The sequence below is a fragment of the Paraburkholderia agricolaris genome (genome assembly GCF_009455635.1).
Taxonomy (GTDB): domain Bacteria; phylum Pseudomonadota; class Gammaproteobacteria; order Burkholderiales; family Burkholderiaceae; genus Paraburkholderia; species Paraburkholderia agricolaris.
Genome location: NZ_QPER01000001.1, coordinates 739267 through 754478, shown reverse-complemented (window position 1 = coordinate 754478; position 15212 = coordinate 739267). Strand labels below are relative to the sequence as shown.

Below are 15212 nucleotides of genomic sequence, written 5' to 3'. Positions count from 1 at the left end.
TACAAAGGGTTCAAGGAGGGCGCGCCATGGTCACTCACGACACCATCTCGATCGCGAATGTGATGATCGCTTTCGTGTGCCTCGGCCTGGTTCTGATCGGCGGACTGCTGGTCATGATGCGGCTGCGGCATAAATATCATCCGAACCTGATCGGCGCGCTGATCGGCGCCATGCTGTGCTTCCTGTTGCTGGAGGCGTTGCCGGCGCTGACGTAAGCCTGCAAAGGCAGGCCCGCGATGCCTACGAAGCCGGGTGCAGAAAGTCTTCGACGCTCGGATAGCGCAAGCGCACGCGCAATTCCGCTTTGAGGCGCCGGTTCACCAGGCGCCTCGATTCACGCATGAAGGACAGCAAGGTCGGTTCGATCTGCTGCTCCGCCTGCGCGCGCGTGATGCGCGGCGCGTGCTCGAGGCCGAACGCATCGGCCACCGCATCGAAATATTCCCCCATTTTCAGCGACGTATCGTCCGATGCGTGAATCACGCGCCCCGGCCGCCCGTGGGTGGCGAGGCGCACGAGGATCGCAGCGAGGTCGTCGGCGTGAATATGGTTGGTGTACACGTCGTCGGCATCGATCAGGGCGGGCGTGCGCTTTTCGAGCCGCGCGAGCGGCAGACGGTTGCTCGCGTAGATGCCCGGAATCCGCGCCATGCTGGCCGCGACCACACCGCGCGCAGTGGCGCGCCGCAATTGCCGCTCGGCCGACACACGACGTTTGGCACGCGCATTGGCGGGCTGCGGCGCGCGCGTCTCGTCGATCCACGCGCCGCCACAATCGCCATAGACTCCCGTCGTGCTCGCGTACACCAACTTCACCGGCGCCTGCGGAGCGGCAGTCCAGCGCACCCTGTCGGGTACAATATTGGCTGTTTCAGATTCAGCCCACGAGGCATTCATGTTGCGCAACCCGCGGCGTAGCCGCCCCACCGGCGCCACCGCGCCGCGCGCGGCACGCAGCGCCCGATCGCGGCGCGCGCTCAGCGTAGCGAGCAACGCACGGGTACGGCGGTCGTCGTCGCCGGTTTTTTGCGGCGGCGCGAGATGCAGCACCGTCGGCGCGAGCCCGGCAAGCCGTTTCAGGCTGCGGCGCACGTCGAGATCGCCGAGCAGCGGCGTGACCCCGGCAGCGCGCAATTCGGCGCTGCGTTCGGCGTGACTGGTAAGCGCGAAGACATGCGCGCGTGGCCGTAACAAAGGCACACAACGCATGCCGACGTCGCCGCAGCCAACTATCAATACGCGCGGCCGGCGTAAATTTCGTGTCGCTTTCATGGTGGATGCATTGTAGCCGTCAAGCGCGGCAGGTACCGCACAGTTGAACCGGCGGCTCCGATAACGATTACCGACTCCTCGATTTCGAATACTCACTCTATGGCATTTAACGTCACGCTCCGGCAAAGCGGCCGGCAGTTTCAGGTAGAACAGGACGAACCGGTCCTGATCGCAGCGCTGCGGCAAGGCATCGGCCTGCCGTACGGCTGCAAGAACGGCGCCTGCGGCTCATGCAAAGGCACCGTGATCAGCGGTCAGATCGAACAGCGTCAGCATTCGTCATCGGCCTTGTCGAACGACGAAAGAACGCGCGGCATGGCGCTCCTCTGCTGCGCGACCGCATGCTCCGATCTCGAAGTGGATATCCGCGAAGTGGCCGGCGTGGGCGACGTGCAGGTCAAGAAACTGCCGTGCCGCGTGAACGCCATCGAGCGCAAGGCCGACGACGTCGTCGTGCTGAAGTTGCAACTGCCCGCCAACGAACGTCTGCAGTATCTGGCCGGCCAGTACCTCGAATTCATTCTGAAAGACGGCAAGCGCCGCAGCTATTCGATGGCGAGCGCGCCGCACACGGAAGGCCCGATCGAATTGCACATCCGTCATATGCCCGGCGGCGCGTTCACCGATCACGTCTTCAATGCGATGAAGGAGCGCGACATCCTGCGCTTCGAAGCGCCGCTCGGCACCTTCTTCCTGCGTGAAGACTCGGACAAGCCGATCGTGCTGCTCGCCTCGGGCACGGGCTTCGCGCCGCTGAAGGCGATTGTCGAACATGCGGTGTTCAAGAATCTGGACCGGCCCATGACGCTTTACTGGGGCGCACGCCGCAAGAAAGACCTGTACCTGCTCGAACTCGCCGAGCAATGGGCCCGCGAGATTCCGAACTTCAAGTTCGTGCCGGTGCTGTCGGAACCGGACGCAAGCGACGCGTGGACGGGCCGTGTCGGCTTCGTGCATCGCGCGGTGATCGAGGATCTGCCCGACCTGTCGCCGTATCAGGTGTACGCGTGCGGCGCGCCGGTGATGGTCGAGTCGGCGCAGCGCGATTTCACCCAGCATCACGGTCTGCCGGAAGACGAGTTCTACGCGGATTCCTTCACGAGTGCAGCGGATCTGGCGAACGCGGTTTGAGGCGGTGAATGGGTTGACTGCACGCCTTTCAACCCATTCATCAAACCGAAACAGGCACGCTGGCAGACTTGCCTAAATCCGCGTTGACGCGAATTTGTGCAAATTCATGGTTTACACCAGCGCTTTTCTTGTCGTATTCTTTCGCGCATGAACCGCATTCAATCCGAACTTCGACGTCGCCGCTCGCCGCTCCCTTAGGGGCGCCGCTGGCTTCGTCACGGATTCGCGCCGCACAAGGGCGCAAGCAGTTCGAATCATGAAAGCCACGGCATGCCGTGGCTTTTTTGTTTGCCTTTTTTGCTTTCCCCGGCCCGTATTGCATTGTGTGGCCAAACCGCTCACTAACCTTCACCCCGCTGTCTGGAGCCTGCCGTCATGAATTTCAATGAGTACCCGATCGAGTCGCTGATGTACATCACGAACCGGCCCGAAATCGTTTTCACGCACGGCAAGGGCTCGTGGCTCTATGACAATAACGGCAAGCGATATCTGGACTTCATCCAGGGTTGGGCAGTCAACAGCCTCGGCCACTGCAACGAGGGCATGATCGAAGCGCTGAACAAGCAGGCGCAACTGTTGTTGAATCCGTCGCCGGCCTTCTACAACGAACCGATGGCGAAACTCGCGGGCCTGCTCACGCAGCACAGCTGTTTCGACAAGGTGTTCTTCGCGAACAGCGGCGCCGAAGCCAACGAAGGCGCAATCAAGCTCGCGCGTAAGTGGGGCAAGAAGTTCAAGGACGGCGCGTTCGAAATCATCACGTTCGATCACAGCTTCCACGGCCGCACGCTCGCCACCATGTCCGCCAGCGGCAAACCTGGCTGGGACACGATCTACGCACCGCAAGTGCCGGGTTTCCCGAAGGCGGATCTGAACGACATCGCATCGGTTGAAAAGCTCATCAACGCGAAGACCGTCGCGGTGATGCTCGAGCCGATTCAGGGCGAAGGCGGCGTGATTCCCGCAACCCGTGAGTTCATGCAGCAACTGCGCGCGCTGACCAAACAGCACAACCTGCTGCTGATCGTCGACGAAGTGCAAAGCGGTTGTGGCCGCGCCGGCACGCTGTTCGCCTACGAACTGTCGGGTATCGAACCCGACATCATGACGCTCGGCAAGGGCATCGGCGGCGGCGTGCCGCTTGCCGCATTGCTTTCGAAAGCCGAAATCGCCGTGTTTGAAGCAGGCGACCAGGGCGGCACATACAACGGCAATCCGCTGATGACCGCGGTCGGCTATTCGGTGATTTCGCAGTTGACCGCGCCGGGCTTCCTCGAGGGCGTGCGTGCGCGCGGCGAGTATCTGCGCGCGAGGCTGCTCGAACTGTCGGAAGAACGCGGCTTCGAAGGCGAACGCGGTGAGGGCCTGCTGCGCGCGCTGCTGCTCGGCAAGGACATCGGCAATCAGATCGTCGAGAAGGCGCGTGTGATGCAACCGGACGGGCTGTTGCTGAACGCGGCGCGTCCGAACCTGCTGCGCTTCATGCCGGCGCTGAACGTCACGAACGAAGAAATCGACCAGATGATGGCGATGCTGCGTTCGATTCTCGACACGCTGTAATCACACGGAAAAGCGCGTATGACGACGACCGCAACCCTCTCGATCCGCCGCTTCGAAGCGAGCGACACCGACGCCGTGGTCGCGCTGTGGCAGCAAGCGTTCCCCGAGTACCGGGACGTGACGAGGCCGCAGCGCAATCCGCATCTGTCGATCGCCAACAAGCTGGCGACGCAACCGGAGCTGTTCTTTGTCGCGGTGTTCGGCGAGCGTATCGTCGGCACGGTGATGGGTGGCTACGACGGGCACCGAGGCTGGCTGTATTCGCTCGCGGTGGATGAATCGTTGCGGCGTCATGGCATCGGCACGAGGCTGGTCGCGCATGTCGAGAACGCGTTGACCGAACGTGGCTGCCCGAAGCTGAACTTGCAGGTGCTGTCCGCGAAGGCCGACGTGCGGGCGTTTTATGAAGCGCTCGGTTATCGCACGGATGCCGTCATCAGTCTCGGCAAACGCCTTGGCGAACTGGCGGAAACGCCGGCTGCCTGAGCGTCGGACAAGCGCCTGAAAAGAGAAAGGCCGCATGCGCTTCAATCGCGCATGCGGCCTTTTTTAGCGGCTAAAGCAAACCTGGTCCGGGTTGTTCACCCAGCTCATTCACCCAACTTATTCACCCAAATAAGCCGCCCGCACCTTCGGATCGTCCAGCATCTGCTTCGCGTCGCCGGACATGGTGACGAGACCCGAGTCCATCACATAGCCGCGGTTCGCCGCCTGCAACGCGAGGCGCGCGTTCTGCTCGACCAGCAGCACAGTCATGCCTTCGGCCGAGATCGCCCGCACCACTTCGAAGATCTTCTCGACCATGATCGGCGACAGACCCATCGACGGCTCATCCAGCAACAACAGTTTAGGCTTGCTGATGATTGCGCGCGCCATCGCCAGCATCTGCTGCTCGCCGCCCGAGAGCGTACCCGCGTATTGCGTCGCTCGTTCCTTCAGACGCGGAAAGAAGCCGAACATGCGATCGACGTCCGCCTTGATGGCGTCCGTGTCATTGCGCAGATACGCCCCCATCTGCATGTTCTCGACGATCGACATGCGCGAGAAAATGCCACGGCCTTCCGGCACCATCGCCAGACCGCGCTTGAGCAGCTCGTGCGCCGGGATGCCCTTGATCGACTGGCCCATGTACTCGATATCGCCTGCCGAGTAAGGCTTCAGACCCGTGATCGCCTTCATCGTCGTGGTCTTGCCCGCGCCGTTCGCGCCGATCAGCGTGACCAGTTCGCCCTGTGCGACTTCGAGATCGATGCCCTTGACTGCCTGAATGCCGCCGTAATTGACCTGCAGGCCCTTGATTTTCAACATTGCCGTAGCCATTAGTGGACCCCCGCACCCAGATAAGCTTCGATCACTTTCGGATCCTTCTGCACGTCCGACGGCAGTCCTTGCGCAATCACCTTGCCGTAGTCGAGCACCGTCATCTGGTTGCACAGACCCATCACCAGTTTCACGTCGTGTTCGATCAGCAGGATCGTCTTGCCGTCCGCACGGATCTTGTCGAGCAGCTTGGTCAGCTCGACCTTTTCCGTAGCGTTCATGCCGGCAGCCGGTTCATCCAGCGCGAGCAGCTTTGGATCTGTTGCCAGCGCGCGGGCGATTTCCAGACGGCGCTGGTGGCCGTACGACAGATTGCGCGACGTGTAGTCCGCGTACTGCGCAATGCCGACGTACTCCAGCAGCTCGATTGCACGCTCCTTGATCTCGCGTTCTTCCTTGCGTTCGGCCGGTGTCTGGAACACCGCGCCGATCAGACCATGCTTCGTGCGCACGTGACGGCCGACCATCACGTTTTCCAGCGCGGTCATGCCGCCGAACAGACGGATGTTCTGGAACGTACGGGCAATGCCCGCCTTCGCCACCTGATAGACGGCGGTCGGCGTGTATTCCGTGCCGTCGAGCTTGAACTCGCCCGAATCCGGCGTGTACAGGCCCGTGATCACATTAAAGAAGGTCGTCTTGCCGGCGCCGTTCGGGCCGATCAGGCCATAAATCTGGCCCGACTTGATCTCAAGCCCAACGTCGGAGAGTGCCTGCAAGCCGCCGAAGCGCTTGTTGACGCCTTTGACGGACAGTCGAATGTTGTCGCTCATATTTTTCTCCGCGTCCTTACGCCCGCACCGGTTTCTTGCCGGCGCGCTTCGCCAGTTTCGCAATCTTGTCTTCGTGCTTCGGCGACGGCCACAGGCCTTCCGAGCGGTACAGCATGATCACGACCATCGCGAGGCCGTACAGCAACTGACGGATCACTTCGGTATCGACGATTTCATGGCCGAAGATCGCGTTTTGCAGCGGACCCATGGTCGAGCGCAGGAATTCCGGGAACACGGCGAGCAGCACCGCGCCGAGAATCACGCCCGGAATGTGGCCCATACCGCCCAGCACCACGCACGCCAGCACCACGACCGATTCCCAGAACGTGAACGATTCCGGCGACACGAAGCCCTGGAACGACCCGAACATCGCGCCCGACAGGCCGCCGAACGACGCACCCATCGCAAAAGCCAGCAGCTTCACGTTACGGGTGTTGATGCCCATTGCCTTGGCGGCGATTTCGTCTTCACGGATTGCGGCCCATGCACGGCCGATCCGCGAGTGCTGCAAACGCGTACAGGTCCAGATCACGAACAGCGAGCACAGCACGAACAGGTAGTAGTACGAGTACACCGACGGGAACTGGAAGCCGAACAGCGAGTGGGTTTGCGCGAGACTGAAGCCGCCCACCGACACCGGGTCGATCCCCGTGATCCCCTTCGGACCATTGGTGATGTTCACCGGACGGTCGAGGTTGTTCATGAAGATCCGCACGATTTCCCCGAAGCCCAGGGTCACGATCGCGAGATAGTCGCCCCGCAGACGCAAGGTCGGTGCGCCGAGCAGCACGCCGAAGGTCGCCGCGAGCGCCATGGCGATCGGCACGATGATCCAGATCGGCGTATGCAGGCCGTTCGGGAACAGATGCGCGATCCACTCGAACTGCGAGGTCAGGTGCGGCGAACTCAGCAGCGCGGCAACGTAAGCGCCGATTGCATAGAACGCGATGTAGCCCAAATCCAGCAGGCCGGCAAAGCCGACCACCACATTGAGGCCTAGCGCCAGCATCACGTACAGCATCGCGAAGTCGAGCACGCGGACCCAGTAGTTGCCGCCGGCCGCGCCAATAATCATCGGCGCCGCGATCACGAAGACCGCGGTGAGGATGCCGACGGCCAACGTCTTCGTCATGTTCTTTTCGGGGATGAGCGTCGTGGACGGCTCGATCGGTTGAATTGAGGTCATGTCTGTCTACTCCTTATGCTCGATCCGCAACACGTTCGCCCAAGAGGCCCGACGGACGGAACACCAGCACGATGATCAGCACGATGAATGCGAACACGTCCTGGTAGTTACTGCCGAAGACACCGCCCGTGAGGTTGCCGATATAACCGGCCCCCAACTGTTCGATCAGGCCGAGCAGCACGCCGCCCACCATCGCCCCGCCGAGATTGCCGATCCCGCCCAGCACCGCTGCGGTAAAGGCTTTCAGACCTGGGATGAAGCCCATATAGAAGTGTGCGTTACCGTATTCGGACGCGATCATCACGCCGGCGAGAGCGGCCAGCGCCGAGCCGATCATGAAGGTCGCGGAAATCACGAAGTTCGGGTTCACGCCCATCAGGCTGGCAACGCCCGGGTTCTCGGCGATCGCACGCATCGCGCGGCCCAGCTTGGTCTTGTGAACCAGCAGCAGCAGGCCGCCCATCACGAGGAACGCCACCACGATGATCACGATTTCGGTCATCGAGATCACGGCGCCCGGCGTCGTGTCGGTGGCCTTGATCACGTTGATCGGATCCGTGGGCAACAGCTGCGGGAACGGCAGCGGGTTGCGCGACCAGATCATCATCGCGAGGGTTTGCAGCAGGATCGACACGCCGATCGCGGTGATCAGCGGGGCGAGGCGCGGCGCTTTACGCAACGGCCGGTAGGCCACGCGCTCGATCGTGTAGCCGACGACGGCACACACAACCGCGGCGATGACCAGCGCAATGCATAACGTCGGCACATTGCCGAGGCCGGGGAAGTGGTTCTGCAGCACGCCTATGGCTGAGAGCGCGACCATCGCGCCCACCATCAACACATCGCCATGCGCGAAGTTGATGATGCCCAGAATGCCGTAAACCATCGTATAGCCCAGTGCGATGATGGCGTAAACGCTGCCAAGCACCAGCCCGTTGAGGACCTGCTGGATGAAGATATCCATTTAATGCTCCTTAGCCCGTGCGACTGGATTCGCGTTCTTCATCAGCCGGTGGGCGGTGATGCGGTACGCCAATCTCAACGGCACTGCGGGTACTGATGTAAAAGACCGGTAAGGGTTATCCGCCGCCCGGTTCGTCTTGCGACTGTGATGCAGTCGTTCACTTGCCGATGGCGGATGCAAAAACGGCACCGTTGGGTGGTTTCGGTGCCGTCAGGCTGTACGTCCCGTCATCACATCTTCACGACGTCGAGAACCGCTTTCTTGCCGTCCTTGAAGTCGTAAAGCGTAATGGCGCCCTCTTTCAAATCACCCTTGTCGTCGAACGCGATGTGGCCGATTACCCCGTTGTAATCGGTGGACGGCATCGCAGCCAGCACCTTGGGCGCCTCGATCGAATTAGCGCGCTTCATTGCATCGACAATCACGTACACAGCGTCATACGTGAACGGTGCGTAAATCTGCACCGGCGTGTGGAAGCGGTCCACGTACTTCTTTTCGAAGTCCGCTCCCTTGTCCATTTTGGAAAGCGCGAGTCCCGCTTCCGAACAGACCAGGTTTTGCACGGCGGTTCCCGCCAGCTCACCCACCTTGTCGGTACACACGCCGTCGCCGCCAAGGATTTTTGCCCTGATACCGAGCGCCGCCGCCTGTTTGGTAAACGGCCCGCCCGTCGCGTCCATTCCACCGAACATGATCACATCCGGCTGAACACTCTTAATCTTTCTAAGGACGGCCTGAAACTCCGTAGCCCTGTCATTCGTGGCTTCACGCGCGACGATCTTCGCGCCGCTCGCCTGTACCGTCTTCGCGAACTCGTCGGCCAGTCCCTTACCGTATACAGTCGAGTCGTCGACGATTGCGATGCGTTTCGCGCCGAGCACCTTCGTCGCGTAGTTGGCCAGCGCCGGCCCTTGCTGGGCATCGGTCGCGACCACCCGATAAGTCGTCTTGAAACCTTGCTGCGTATATCCCGGGTTTGTCGACGAGGGCGAGATCTGCACGATGCCGGCATCGCTATAGATCTTCGAGGCCGGAATCGAGACGCCTGAATTCAGATCCCCAACCACCGCGACGACGTGATCCTCGACGAGCTTCTCGGCAACCGCCGTTCCCGTTTTCGGGTCCGCCGCATCGTCCTCGGCGTCGAGCTCCAACTGGATCTTGTGACCGTCGATCGTTAAACCCTGCGTGTTGATTTCCTCGACTGCCAGACGCGCACCGTTTTCATTGTCTTTACCGAGATGCGCAATGGGACCCGTCAATGGGGCCGCATGGCCGATCTTCACGACAATCGCTTCGCTCGCCGGGGCCGCTGCCACCGTGGCAGCCGATGCACCGGCTCCAACCTCACCATCCTGCTTCTTGCCGCACGCGGTCAACATCGCAACCGCGGTCACGATGGACACGGTGTAAGCAAATTTGACTCGCATTAAGTAGGTCTCCCGCGCCTTGCAAAATCCGTTGTTCGGGACCCGGAGGCCTTGAGAACGCGCGCATTGTAACTCCAATTATGCGACGCGCAATATTGTTGAAACGGTGGGGTTTTCCTGCATTGCAACCTTATTTTGAGAGAGAAATCCCGCGACAGGCGCAACCGGGTTGCGACTAATTTTCGTGCACCAGTTGCACCACCGTCGCGCCCAATGGCATCAAGTGTTGCAGCGAATTGGCCCGATCCCCGGTTACACCGTGGTTCGCGTTAAGTATTACGTTTCCATTGATACCAGGATGTGCGCACTATTTTAGTGCGTCAAAAATCAATGCAACGCGTTTGGGAAGATTTAAACAGGGCCATATCGATCGGAAAACGATTAAATGCCAAATCACAATTCAAAAGAATTCGTGTGGAAACACACGTAAAAAGGCTCGGACCAGTGTTCTGGCACTTTATTTCCACAACCTCACGAATCTGCGAACGAAAAAAAAGCGCGCCCTTGGGCGCGCCTTTCTTTCAGAAACGTCGGCTAATCGTCAGGCAGGCAAACCCAGCCCGCGCGGCAGCGGAAACGCGATGTTTTCTTCGATACCTTCAAGCGCGCGCACGTTGCGCACGCCGAGTTCATGCAAGCGGCCAATCACTGCTTGCGCCAGCGCTTCCGGCGCCGAAGCGCCCGCCGTCACGCCGATCCGGCGCTTGCCTTCGACCCAGACCGGATCGATCTGATCCGGCGAGTCCACCATATAAGAAGGCACGCCGAGCTTTTCGGCCAGTTCGCGCAAGCGGTTCGAGTTCGAACTATTCGGGCTGCCGACTACGATCACGACGTCGCATTGCGGCGCCATAAACTTGACCGCGTCCTGACGGTTCTGCGTGGCGTAGCAGATGTCCTGCTTCTTCGGTTCGCGGATCGCCGGGTACTTCGACTTCAGGGCACCGATGATCTCAGCCGCATCGTCGACCGACAGGGTGGTTTGCGTCACGAACGCGATCCGCTCGGGGTCGGCCAGTTGCAGCGCCTGTACATCCTTGATGTCTTCCACCAGATGCATGCCCTCGCCCGCCTGGCCCATCGTGCCCTCGACTTCCGGGTGGCCCTTATGGCCGATCATCACGATATCGAAGCCGTCCTGGCGCATTTTCGCGACTTCGATATGCACCTTGGTGACGAGCGGACAGGTGGCGTCGTACACCCGCAGGCCGCGCGATTCGGCTTCCGAGCGCACCGCTTTCGACACGCCATGCGCGCTGAAAATGACGGTATTGCCGGCCGGCACCTCTTCCAGCTGTTCGATGAAAATCGCGCCCTTCTTGCGCAAATCCTCGACGACATAGGCGTTATGGACGATTTCGTGGCGCACGTAGATCGGCGAGCCGTGCAGCTTGATAGCCCGCTCAACGATTTCAATGGCCCGATCGACGCCGGCACAGAACCCGCGCGGCTGCGCCAGCAGGATCTCGGCTTCGGCAAGAGTCGTATCCGTGATGCTCATGTTTACAGAATCCCGATGATTTTCACTTCAAACGCCAGCGTCTGGCCGGCAAGCGGATGGTTGAAATCGAACAGCGCCGACGTTTCGCCCACTTCTTTCAGGACGCCGGCATAGCGGCCGCCGCCCGGCGCGTTGAATTCGACCAGATCACCCGGCGAAAAATCCTCGCCGATCATGCTGTTTTCACGCAGCGTGGCCAGTGAGACCCGCTGGATCAGCTCCGGATTGCGCGGGCCGAATGCCTGCTCCGGCGTTAGCTGAAAGGTCGAGTGGTGGCCCACCTTCAAACCCAGCAGAATATCTTCCAGCGGCGGCGCCAGTTGACCTGCGCCGAGCAGCAGCGTGGCTGGCCTGTCGGTAAACGTATTGATGACTTCGGCGCCATCGGCAAGGGAAAGCCGGTAGTGAAGCGTCACATGTGAACCGGGTTTCACTTCGGAAATGTCGATGATGCTCATGCAATGCTCGCTCAGTCGAAGCGCGCTGCACGCGTGCGCCGCGGGCGCAGTCGACGCGTGTGGCAAACCGTCGGGGTGCCGTGCGCAAAGCGCCTATTGTAAGCCACATAGCGTGCGGCGGCTTGGGTCCGTCGCACGCATCGCGGCACGGCTGGGCACCGCGCGCCGCCCCAAACCGAACTGGAGGATGCGTACCTAATATGGCTGATTACGCCTGCACAATAGACGAAGCGATACCCGAGGCAAGCCTGCCGGAGCCGGCTGCGCCCACCGCCGCGGCGCCGGCGCGGGCGTCACCGCGCGCTTGCGCCGCAGCTGATAGTACCGCCAGTACCGCCGCCGGTCCTGGCGCTCGCATCGCCAAGGCCGCGGCGAACGTCGGCATACCCGCGCCCCGGCGGCTCGTACGCGGCAAATGGCTTAAACACGACATGCCACGCGAACGGCTGATCGAGCACGGGCCGGGCGTGCTGTCCGACACCGAAATGATCGTGCTGGTGCTCGGCTCAGGCCTGCCTGGCCACGATGTATTCAATGTCGCGCGCACTCTGCTCGACCGGTTCGGCTCGCTGCGCGCCATGCTCGACGCGACCTATTCGGACTTCGACGGCCTGCGCGGCATCGGGCCGGCCAAAAAAGCGCAGTTGCTCGCCATCATGGAGATGGCGCGGCGCTCGCTGGTCGATAAAATGCGTGACCGTGTGCTGATGAACTCGCCTGAGGCCGTGAAAGACTATCTGCGCCTCTATATAGGCGGCAAGGCGCAAGAGGTCTTCGTGTCGCTCTTTCTCGACGCCCGGCATCGGCTGATCCGTTGCGAAGAAAGCGCACGCGGCACGCTGACGCGCATGGCGGTCTACCCACGCGAGATCGTCCGGCGCGCGCTGAGTCTGAATGCCGCCAGTCTGATCGTCGCGCATAATCACCCTTCCGGCGCCGTCCAGCCGAGTGCGAGCGACTGCCGCCTGACGCATACGCTGCGCGACGCGCTTGCGCTGATCGACGTGCGGCTGATCGATCATCTGGTAATTGGCGCCGACAATACCTACTCGTTTGCCCACGCCGGCTGGCCCTGAAATGGCCTGAACCTGGGTCCCGGCAACGTCGCGCCGTGTTCGGCATCGCAAATAAGGTTTGATTTTGCGGCTTTTTTTCTGCTAGAATTCCGGTTTGCCTATTTCCAACCCCCTGTTCCGAAGCCACCAAGGCGTTCCGGAAAGGAAACGTGCCTCGAGTTTCCATAAACTCTCAAGCGCGGCTCTTTTCGGGAAACTTTCACGGCGTTCGAACTCAGAATTAGCGTATTAGGAGTGCTCTCATGGCACGCGTATGCCAAGTAACTGGGAAAGCGCCGATGAGCGGCAACAACGTTTCCCACGCGAACAACAAAACCAAGCGCCGGTTCCTGCCGAACCTGCAAAACCGCCGTATTTGGGTGGAAAGCGAAAACCGTTGGGTGCGTCTGCGCGTTTCGAACGCCGGCCTGCGCCTGATCGACAAGAACGGTATCGACGCTGTGCTCGCAGATCTGCGCGCACGCGGTGAAGCCTAAGGAGTAAATCATGGCGAAAGGCGCACGCGACAAGATCAAGCTGGAATCGACCGCAGGCACGGGTCACTTCTACACGACGACGAAGAACAAACGCAACATGCCGGAAAAGATGCTGATCAAGAAATTTGATCCGGTCGTCCGTAAGCACGTTGAGTACAAGGAAACCAAGATTAAATAAATCTTGGTTCCTGCCTGACGAAGGCAAACAGATTTGCAAAAAAGCCTCGCATTCGTGCGGGGCTTTTTTGTTTTCCACACCCCACTTTCGCGCGATTTAACTGTCCAATACCCACTAGGACAGTCTTATCCCGTTCGGCCAGCTTTCCCTCATTCGCTGCGGCGCGTATCCTTTCTCGTTTTAGCGGCATGCGAAAGGCATGCTGTCATGGCAAAAACGAGAGCGGAGATGCGGGCGATGGAATTCGATGTAGCAATTGTCGGTAGCGGTCTGGCAGGTTTGAGCGTCGCGCTCAATCTCGCGCAGACCCGGCGGGTTGCGGTGGTCGCCAAGCGATCGATGACCGAAGGCGCAAGCGATTGGGCGCAAGGCGGGATCGCCGCCGTACTGGATTCGGCGGACAGCATCGAAAACCACGTGAGCGACACGCTGATCGCCGGGGGCGGTTTGTGCGATGAGACGGCAACCCGCTTTATCGTCGAACATGGGCGCGCCGCGATCGAATGGCTGATCGAGCAAGGCGTGCCATTCACCAAAGACGACGCCGCCGAACTTGGCTTTCACCTGACACGCGAAGGCGGCCACAGCCATCGCCGGATCATTCATGCCGCCGATGCAACGGGCCATGCCGTGGTCGCCACGCTCAGCGAGCGCGTGCGGCGCCACCCCAACATCACGTTGCTCGAAGACCACTACGCGATCGACCTGATCACGTCCGACCGTCTCGGGTTGCCTGGGCGTCGCTGCCACGGTTTGTACGCGCTCGATCTGCAAAGCGGCCGCACCGTGACCATCGAAGCGCCGCATACCGTGCTCGCCACCGGCGGCGCCGGCAAGGTCTACCTGTACACCACCAACCCCGACACCGCGACCGGCGACGGTATCGCAATGGCCTGGCGCGCGGGCTGCCGCGTGTCGAACATGGAATTCATTCAGTTCCATCCGACCTGCCTGTTCCATCCTTATGCAAAGTCCTTCCTGATCTCGGAAGCGGTGCGCGGCGAAGGCGGCATCCTGAAGCTGCCCGACGGCACGCGCTTCATGCCTAACCACGACGAACGCGCCGAACTCGCGCCGCGCGACATCGTCGCGCGTGCGATCGACTTCGAGATCAAGAAACGCGGCATTGATTGCGTGTATCTCGACATCAGCCATCAATCGCCCGAATTCCTGCGCGAACACTTCCCGACGATTTTGGCCCGCTGCCTCGAATTCGGCATCGACATCACCAAGGAGCCGATTCCGGTTGTGCCCGCCGCGCACTACACGTGCGGCGGCGTCGTGACCGATCTGGCTGGCCGCACCGATCTCGCGGGTCTCTACGCAGTGGGTGAAACGTCCTGCACCGGCCTGCACGGCGCAAACCGACTTGCCAGCAACTCCTTACTCGAATGCCTCGTGATCGGACGTTCCGCCGCGCAGGCTATCGAGGAAGAAGGCTTCAGCGCCGCTGTTCACGCGCCGCTGCCGGACTGGGACGAAAGCCGCGTGTCCGATCCGGACGAAGAAGTGGTAGTCGCGCACAACTGGGACGAACTGCGCCGCCTGATGTGGAACTACGTGGGCATCGTGCGCACGGACAAGCGGCTCATGCGGGCCAAGCATCGGCTTGCGCTGCTGCGCGACGAGATCCACGAGTACTACGCGAATTTCAAGGTGAGCCGCGATTTGCTTGAACTGCGCAATCTGGTCGACGTGGCGTCGCTGATTGTTGAAGGCGCTCGCTCGCGACGGGAGAGCCGCGGCTTGCACTTCAGCCGCGATTGGCCGGCCACGTTGCCTAAAGCGCTGCCGACGGTGCTATCACCAGAGCATGTGCGTAACCGCAACGTGTGATTTCTGAAGCGGTAGTGAAAAGGCCATCGCCAGTTTTCCGGCGATGGCCTT

The 15212-nt window shown here is 61.0% G+C and carries 17 protein-coding genes; 8 read left to right on the top strand and 9 right to left on the bottom strand.

What is annotated here, in order from left to right; translation table 11 throughout:
- Window positions 1–26: 26 nt before the first annotated feature.
- Entirely contained in the window at window positions 27–215 is a 189-nt protein-coding gene (locus tag GH665_RS03370; protein WP_153134657.1) for a hypothetical protein, read from the top strand.
- Window positions 216–240: 25 nt separating this feature from the next.
- Here the strand turns inward: GH665_RS03370 and GH665_RS03365 are convergent, their stop codons facing one another.
- Entirely contained in the window at window positions 241–1272 is a 1032-nt protein-coding gene (locus GH665_RS03365) for a Rossmann-fold NAD(P)-binding domain-containing protein (RefSeq protein ID WP_153134656.1), read from the bottom strand.
- 99 nt (window positions 1273–1371) lie between these two features.
- On the opposite strand from GH665_RS03365, the gene GH665_RS03360 reads away from it, so the two are divergent.
- Window positions 1372–2403 (top strand): CDP-6-deoxy-delta-3,4-glucoseen reductase, encoded by a 1032-nt coding sequence (locus GH665_RS03360; protein WP_153134655.1) that lies wholly within the window; start codon window positions 1372–1374, stop codon window positions 2401–2403.
- Window positions 2404–2443: 40 nt separating this feature from the next.
- Here GH665_RS03360 and GH665_RS03355 read toward each other — a convergent pair whose 3' ends face one another.
- Window positions 2444–2725 (bottom strand): hypothetical protein, encoded by a 282-nt coding sequence (locus GH665_RS03355; protein WP_217361856.1) that lies wholly within the window; start codon window positions 2723–2725, stop codon window positions 2444–2446.
- A 53-nt stretch (window positions 2726–2778) separates the two neighbouring features.
- Here GH665_RS03355 and GH665_RS03350 point away from each other — a divergent pair, with 53 nt between their 5' ends.
- Window positions 2779–3963: an acetylornithine transaminase gene (locus GH665_RS03350; RefSeq protein WP_153134653.1), complete on the top strand. Its 1185-nt coding sequence runs from the start codon at window positions 2779–2781 to the stop codon at window positions 3961–3963.
- Between the two features lie 18 nt (window positions 3964–3981).
- Window positions 3982–4449: a GNAT family acetyltransferase gene (locus tag GH665_RS03345; protein WP_153134652.1), complete on the top strand. Its 468-nt coding sequence runs from the start codon at window positions 3982–3984 to the stop codon at window positions 4447–4449.
- 117 nt (window positions 4450–4566) lie between these two features.
- On the opposite strand, the gene GH665_RS03340 is transcribed toward GH665_RS03345, so the two are convergent.
- From GH665_RS03340 to GH665_RS03310, 7 genes are all read right to left on the bottom strand, one after another.
- Window positions 4567–5283, bottom strand: a complete 717-nt coding sequence (locus tag GH665_RS03340; RefSeq protein WP_063497113.1) for an ABC transporter ATP-binding protein — start codon at window positions 5281–5283, stop codon at window positions 4567–4569.
- Window positions 5283–6056, bottom strand: coding sequence for an ABC transporter ATP-binding protein (locus tag GH665_RS03335; protein WP_153134651.1), 774 nt, complete (start codon window positions 6054–6056; stop codon window positions 5283–5285). The genes GH665_RS03340 and GH665_RS03335 overlap by 1 nt, the downstream gene beginning before the upstream one ends.
- 16 nt (window positions 6057–6072) lie before the next feature.
- Entirely contained in the window at window positions 6073–7242 is a 1170-nt protein-coding gene (locus tag GH665_RS03330) for an ABC transporter permease subunit (RefSeq protein ID WP_153134650.1), read from the bottom strand.
- Between the two features lie 13 nt (window positions 7243–7255).
- A complete protein-coding gene (locus GH665_RS03325; protein ID WP_028197884.1) occupies window positions 7256–8206 on the bottom strand; it encodes a branched-chain amino acid ABC transporter permease in 951 nt (316 codons plus the stop codon).
- 230 nt (window positions 8207–8436) lie between these two features.
- Window positions 8437–9636 (bottom strand): branched-chain amino acid ABC transporter substrate-binding protein, encoded by a 1200-nt coding sequence (locus tag GH665_RS03320; protein ID WP_153134649.1) that lies wholly within the window; start codon window positions 9634–9636, stop codon window positions 8437–8439.
- Between the two features lie 541 nt (window positions 9637–10177).
- Window positions 10178–11137: a 4-hydroxy-3-methylbut-2-enyl diphosphate reductase gene (gene ispH, locus GH665_RS03315; RefSeq protein ID WP_028197886.1), complete on the bottom strand. Its 960-nt coding sequence runs from the start codon at window positions 11135–11137 to the stop codon at window positions 10178–10180.
- Between the two features lie 2 nt (window positions 11138–11139).
- Window positions 11140–11595, bottom strand: coding sequence for an FKBP-type peptidyl-prolyl cis-trans isomerase (locus GH665_RS03310; RefSeq protein WP_030101148.1), 456 nt, complete (start codon window positions 11593–11595; stop codon window positions 11140–11142).
- 200 nt (window positions 11596–11795) lie between these two features.
- Here GH665_RS03310 and radC point away from each other — a divergent pair, with 200 nt between their 5' ends.
- The 4 genes from radC (at window position 11796) to nadB (ending at window position 15161) form a co-directional block, all read left to right on the top strand.
- Complete coding sequence (radC, locus tag GH665_RS03305; RefSeq protein ID WP_246216129.1) at window positions 11796–12671, top strand: RadC family protein; 876 nt, start codon at window positions 11796–11798, stop codon at window positions 12669–12671.
- Between the two features lie 242 nt (window positions 12672–12913).
- Complete coding sequence (gene rpmB, locus GH665_RS03300; protein WP_007180631.1) at window positions 12914–13147, top strand: 50S ribosomal protein L28; 234 nt, start codon at window positions 12914–12916, stop codon at window positions 13145–13147.
- 10 nt (window positions 13148–13157) lie between these two features.
- Window positions 13158–13325, top strand: a complete 168-nt coding sequence (gene rpmG / locus GH665_RS03295; protein ID WP_007180630.1) for a 50S ribosomal protein L33 — start codon at window positions 13158–13160, stop codon at window positions 13323–13325.
- A gap of 237 nt (window positions 13326–13562) precedes the next feature.
- Window positions 13563–15161 carry an L-aspartate oxidase gene (gene nadB / locus GH665_RS03290; RefSeq protein WP_153138204.1) on the top strand — a complete coding sequence of 533 codons (1599 nt, stop codon included), beginning with the start codon at window positions 13563–13565 and terminating at the stop codon, window positions 15159–15161.
- The last annotated feature ends 51 nt before the right edge of the window (window positions 15162–15212 follow it).

Coding starts and splice junctions, on each gene's coding strand:
- GH665_RS03370 (WP_153134657.1), top strand. CDS start 27: ATGGTCACTCACGACACCATCTCGATCGCGAATGTGATGATCGCTTTC.
- GH665_RS03365 (WP_153134656.1), bottom strand. CDS start 1,272: ATGAAAGCGACACGAAATTTACGCCGGCCGCGCGTATTGATAGTTGGC.
- GH665_RS03360 (WP_153134655.1), top strand. CDS start 1,372: ATGGCATTTAACGTCACGCTCCGGCAAAGCGGCCGGCAGTTTCAGGTA.
- GH665_RS03355 (WP_217361856.1), bottom strand. CDS start 2,725: ATGCAATACGGGCCGGGGAAAGCAAAAAAGGCAAACAAAAAAGCCACG.
- GH665_RS03350 (WP_153134653.1), top strand. CDS start 2,779: ATGAATTTCAATGAGTACCCGATCGAGTCGCTGATGTACATCACGAAC.
- GH665_RS03345 (WP_153134652.1), top strand. CDS start 3,982: ATGACGACGACCGCAACCCTCTCGATCCGCCGCTTCGAAGCGAGCGAC.
- GH665_RS03340 (WP_063497113.1), bottom strand. CDS start 5,283: ATGGCTACGGCAATGTTGAAAATCAAGGGCCTGCAGGTCAATTACGGC.
- GH665_RS03335 (WP_153134651.1), bottom strand. CDS start 6,056: ATGAGCGACAACATTCGACTGTCCGTCAAAGGCGTCAACAAGCGCTTC.
- GH665_RS03330 (WP_153134650.1), bottom strand. CDS start 7,242: ATGACCTCAATTCAACCGATCGAGCCGTCCACGACGCTCATCCCCGAA.
- GH665_RS03325 (WP_028197884.1), bottom strand. CDS start 8,206: ATGGATATCTTCATCCAGCAGGTCCTCAACGGGCTGGTGCTTGGCAGC.
- GH665_RS03320 (WP_153134649.1), bottom strand. CDS start 9,636: ATGCGAGTCAAATTTGCTTACACCGTGTCCATCGTGACCGCGGTTGCG.
- ispH (WP_028197886.1), bottom strand. CDS start 11,137: ATGAGCATCACGGATACGACTCTTGCCGAAGCCGAGATCCTGCTGGCG.
- GH665_RS03310 (WP_030101148.1), bottom strand. CDS start 11,595: ATGAGCATCATCGACATTTCCGAAGTGAAACCCGGTTCACATGTGACG.
- radC (WP_246216129.1), top strand. CDS start 11,796: ATGGCTGATTACGCCTGCACAATAGACGAAGCGATACCCGAGGCAAGC.
- rpmB (WP_007180631.1), top strand. CDS start 12,914: ATGGCACGCGTATGCCAAGTAACTGGGAAAGCGCCGATGAGCGGCAAC.
- rpmG (WP_007180630.1), top strand. CDS start 13,158: ATGGCGAAAGGCGCACGCGACAAGATCAAGCTGGAATCGACCGCAGGC.
- nadB (WP_153138204.1), top strand. CDS start 13,563: ATGGAATTCGATGTAGCAATTGTCGGTAGCGGTCTGGCAGGTTTGAGC.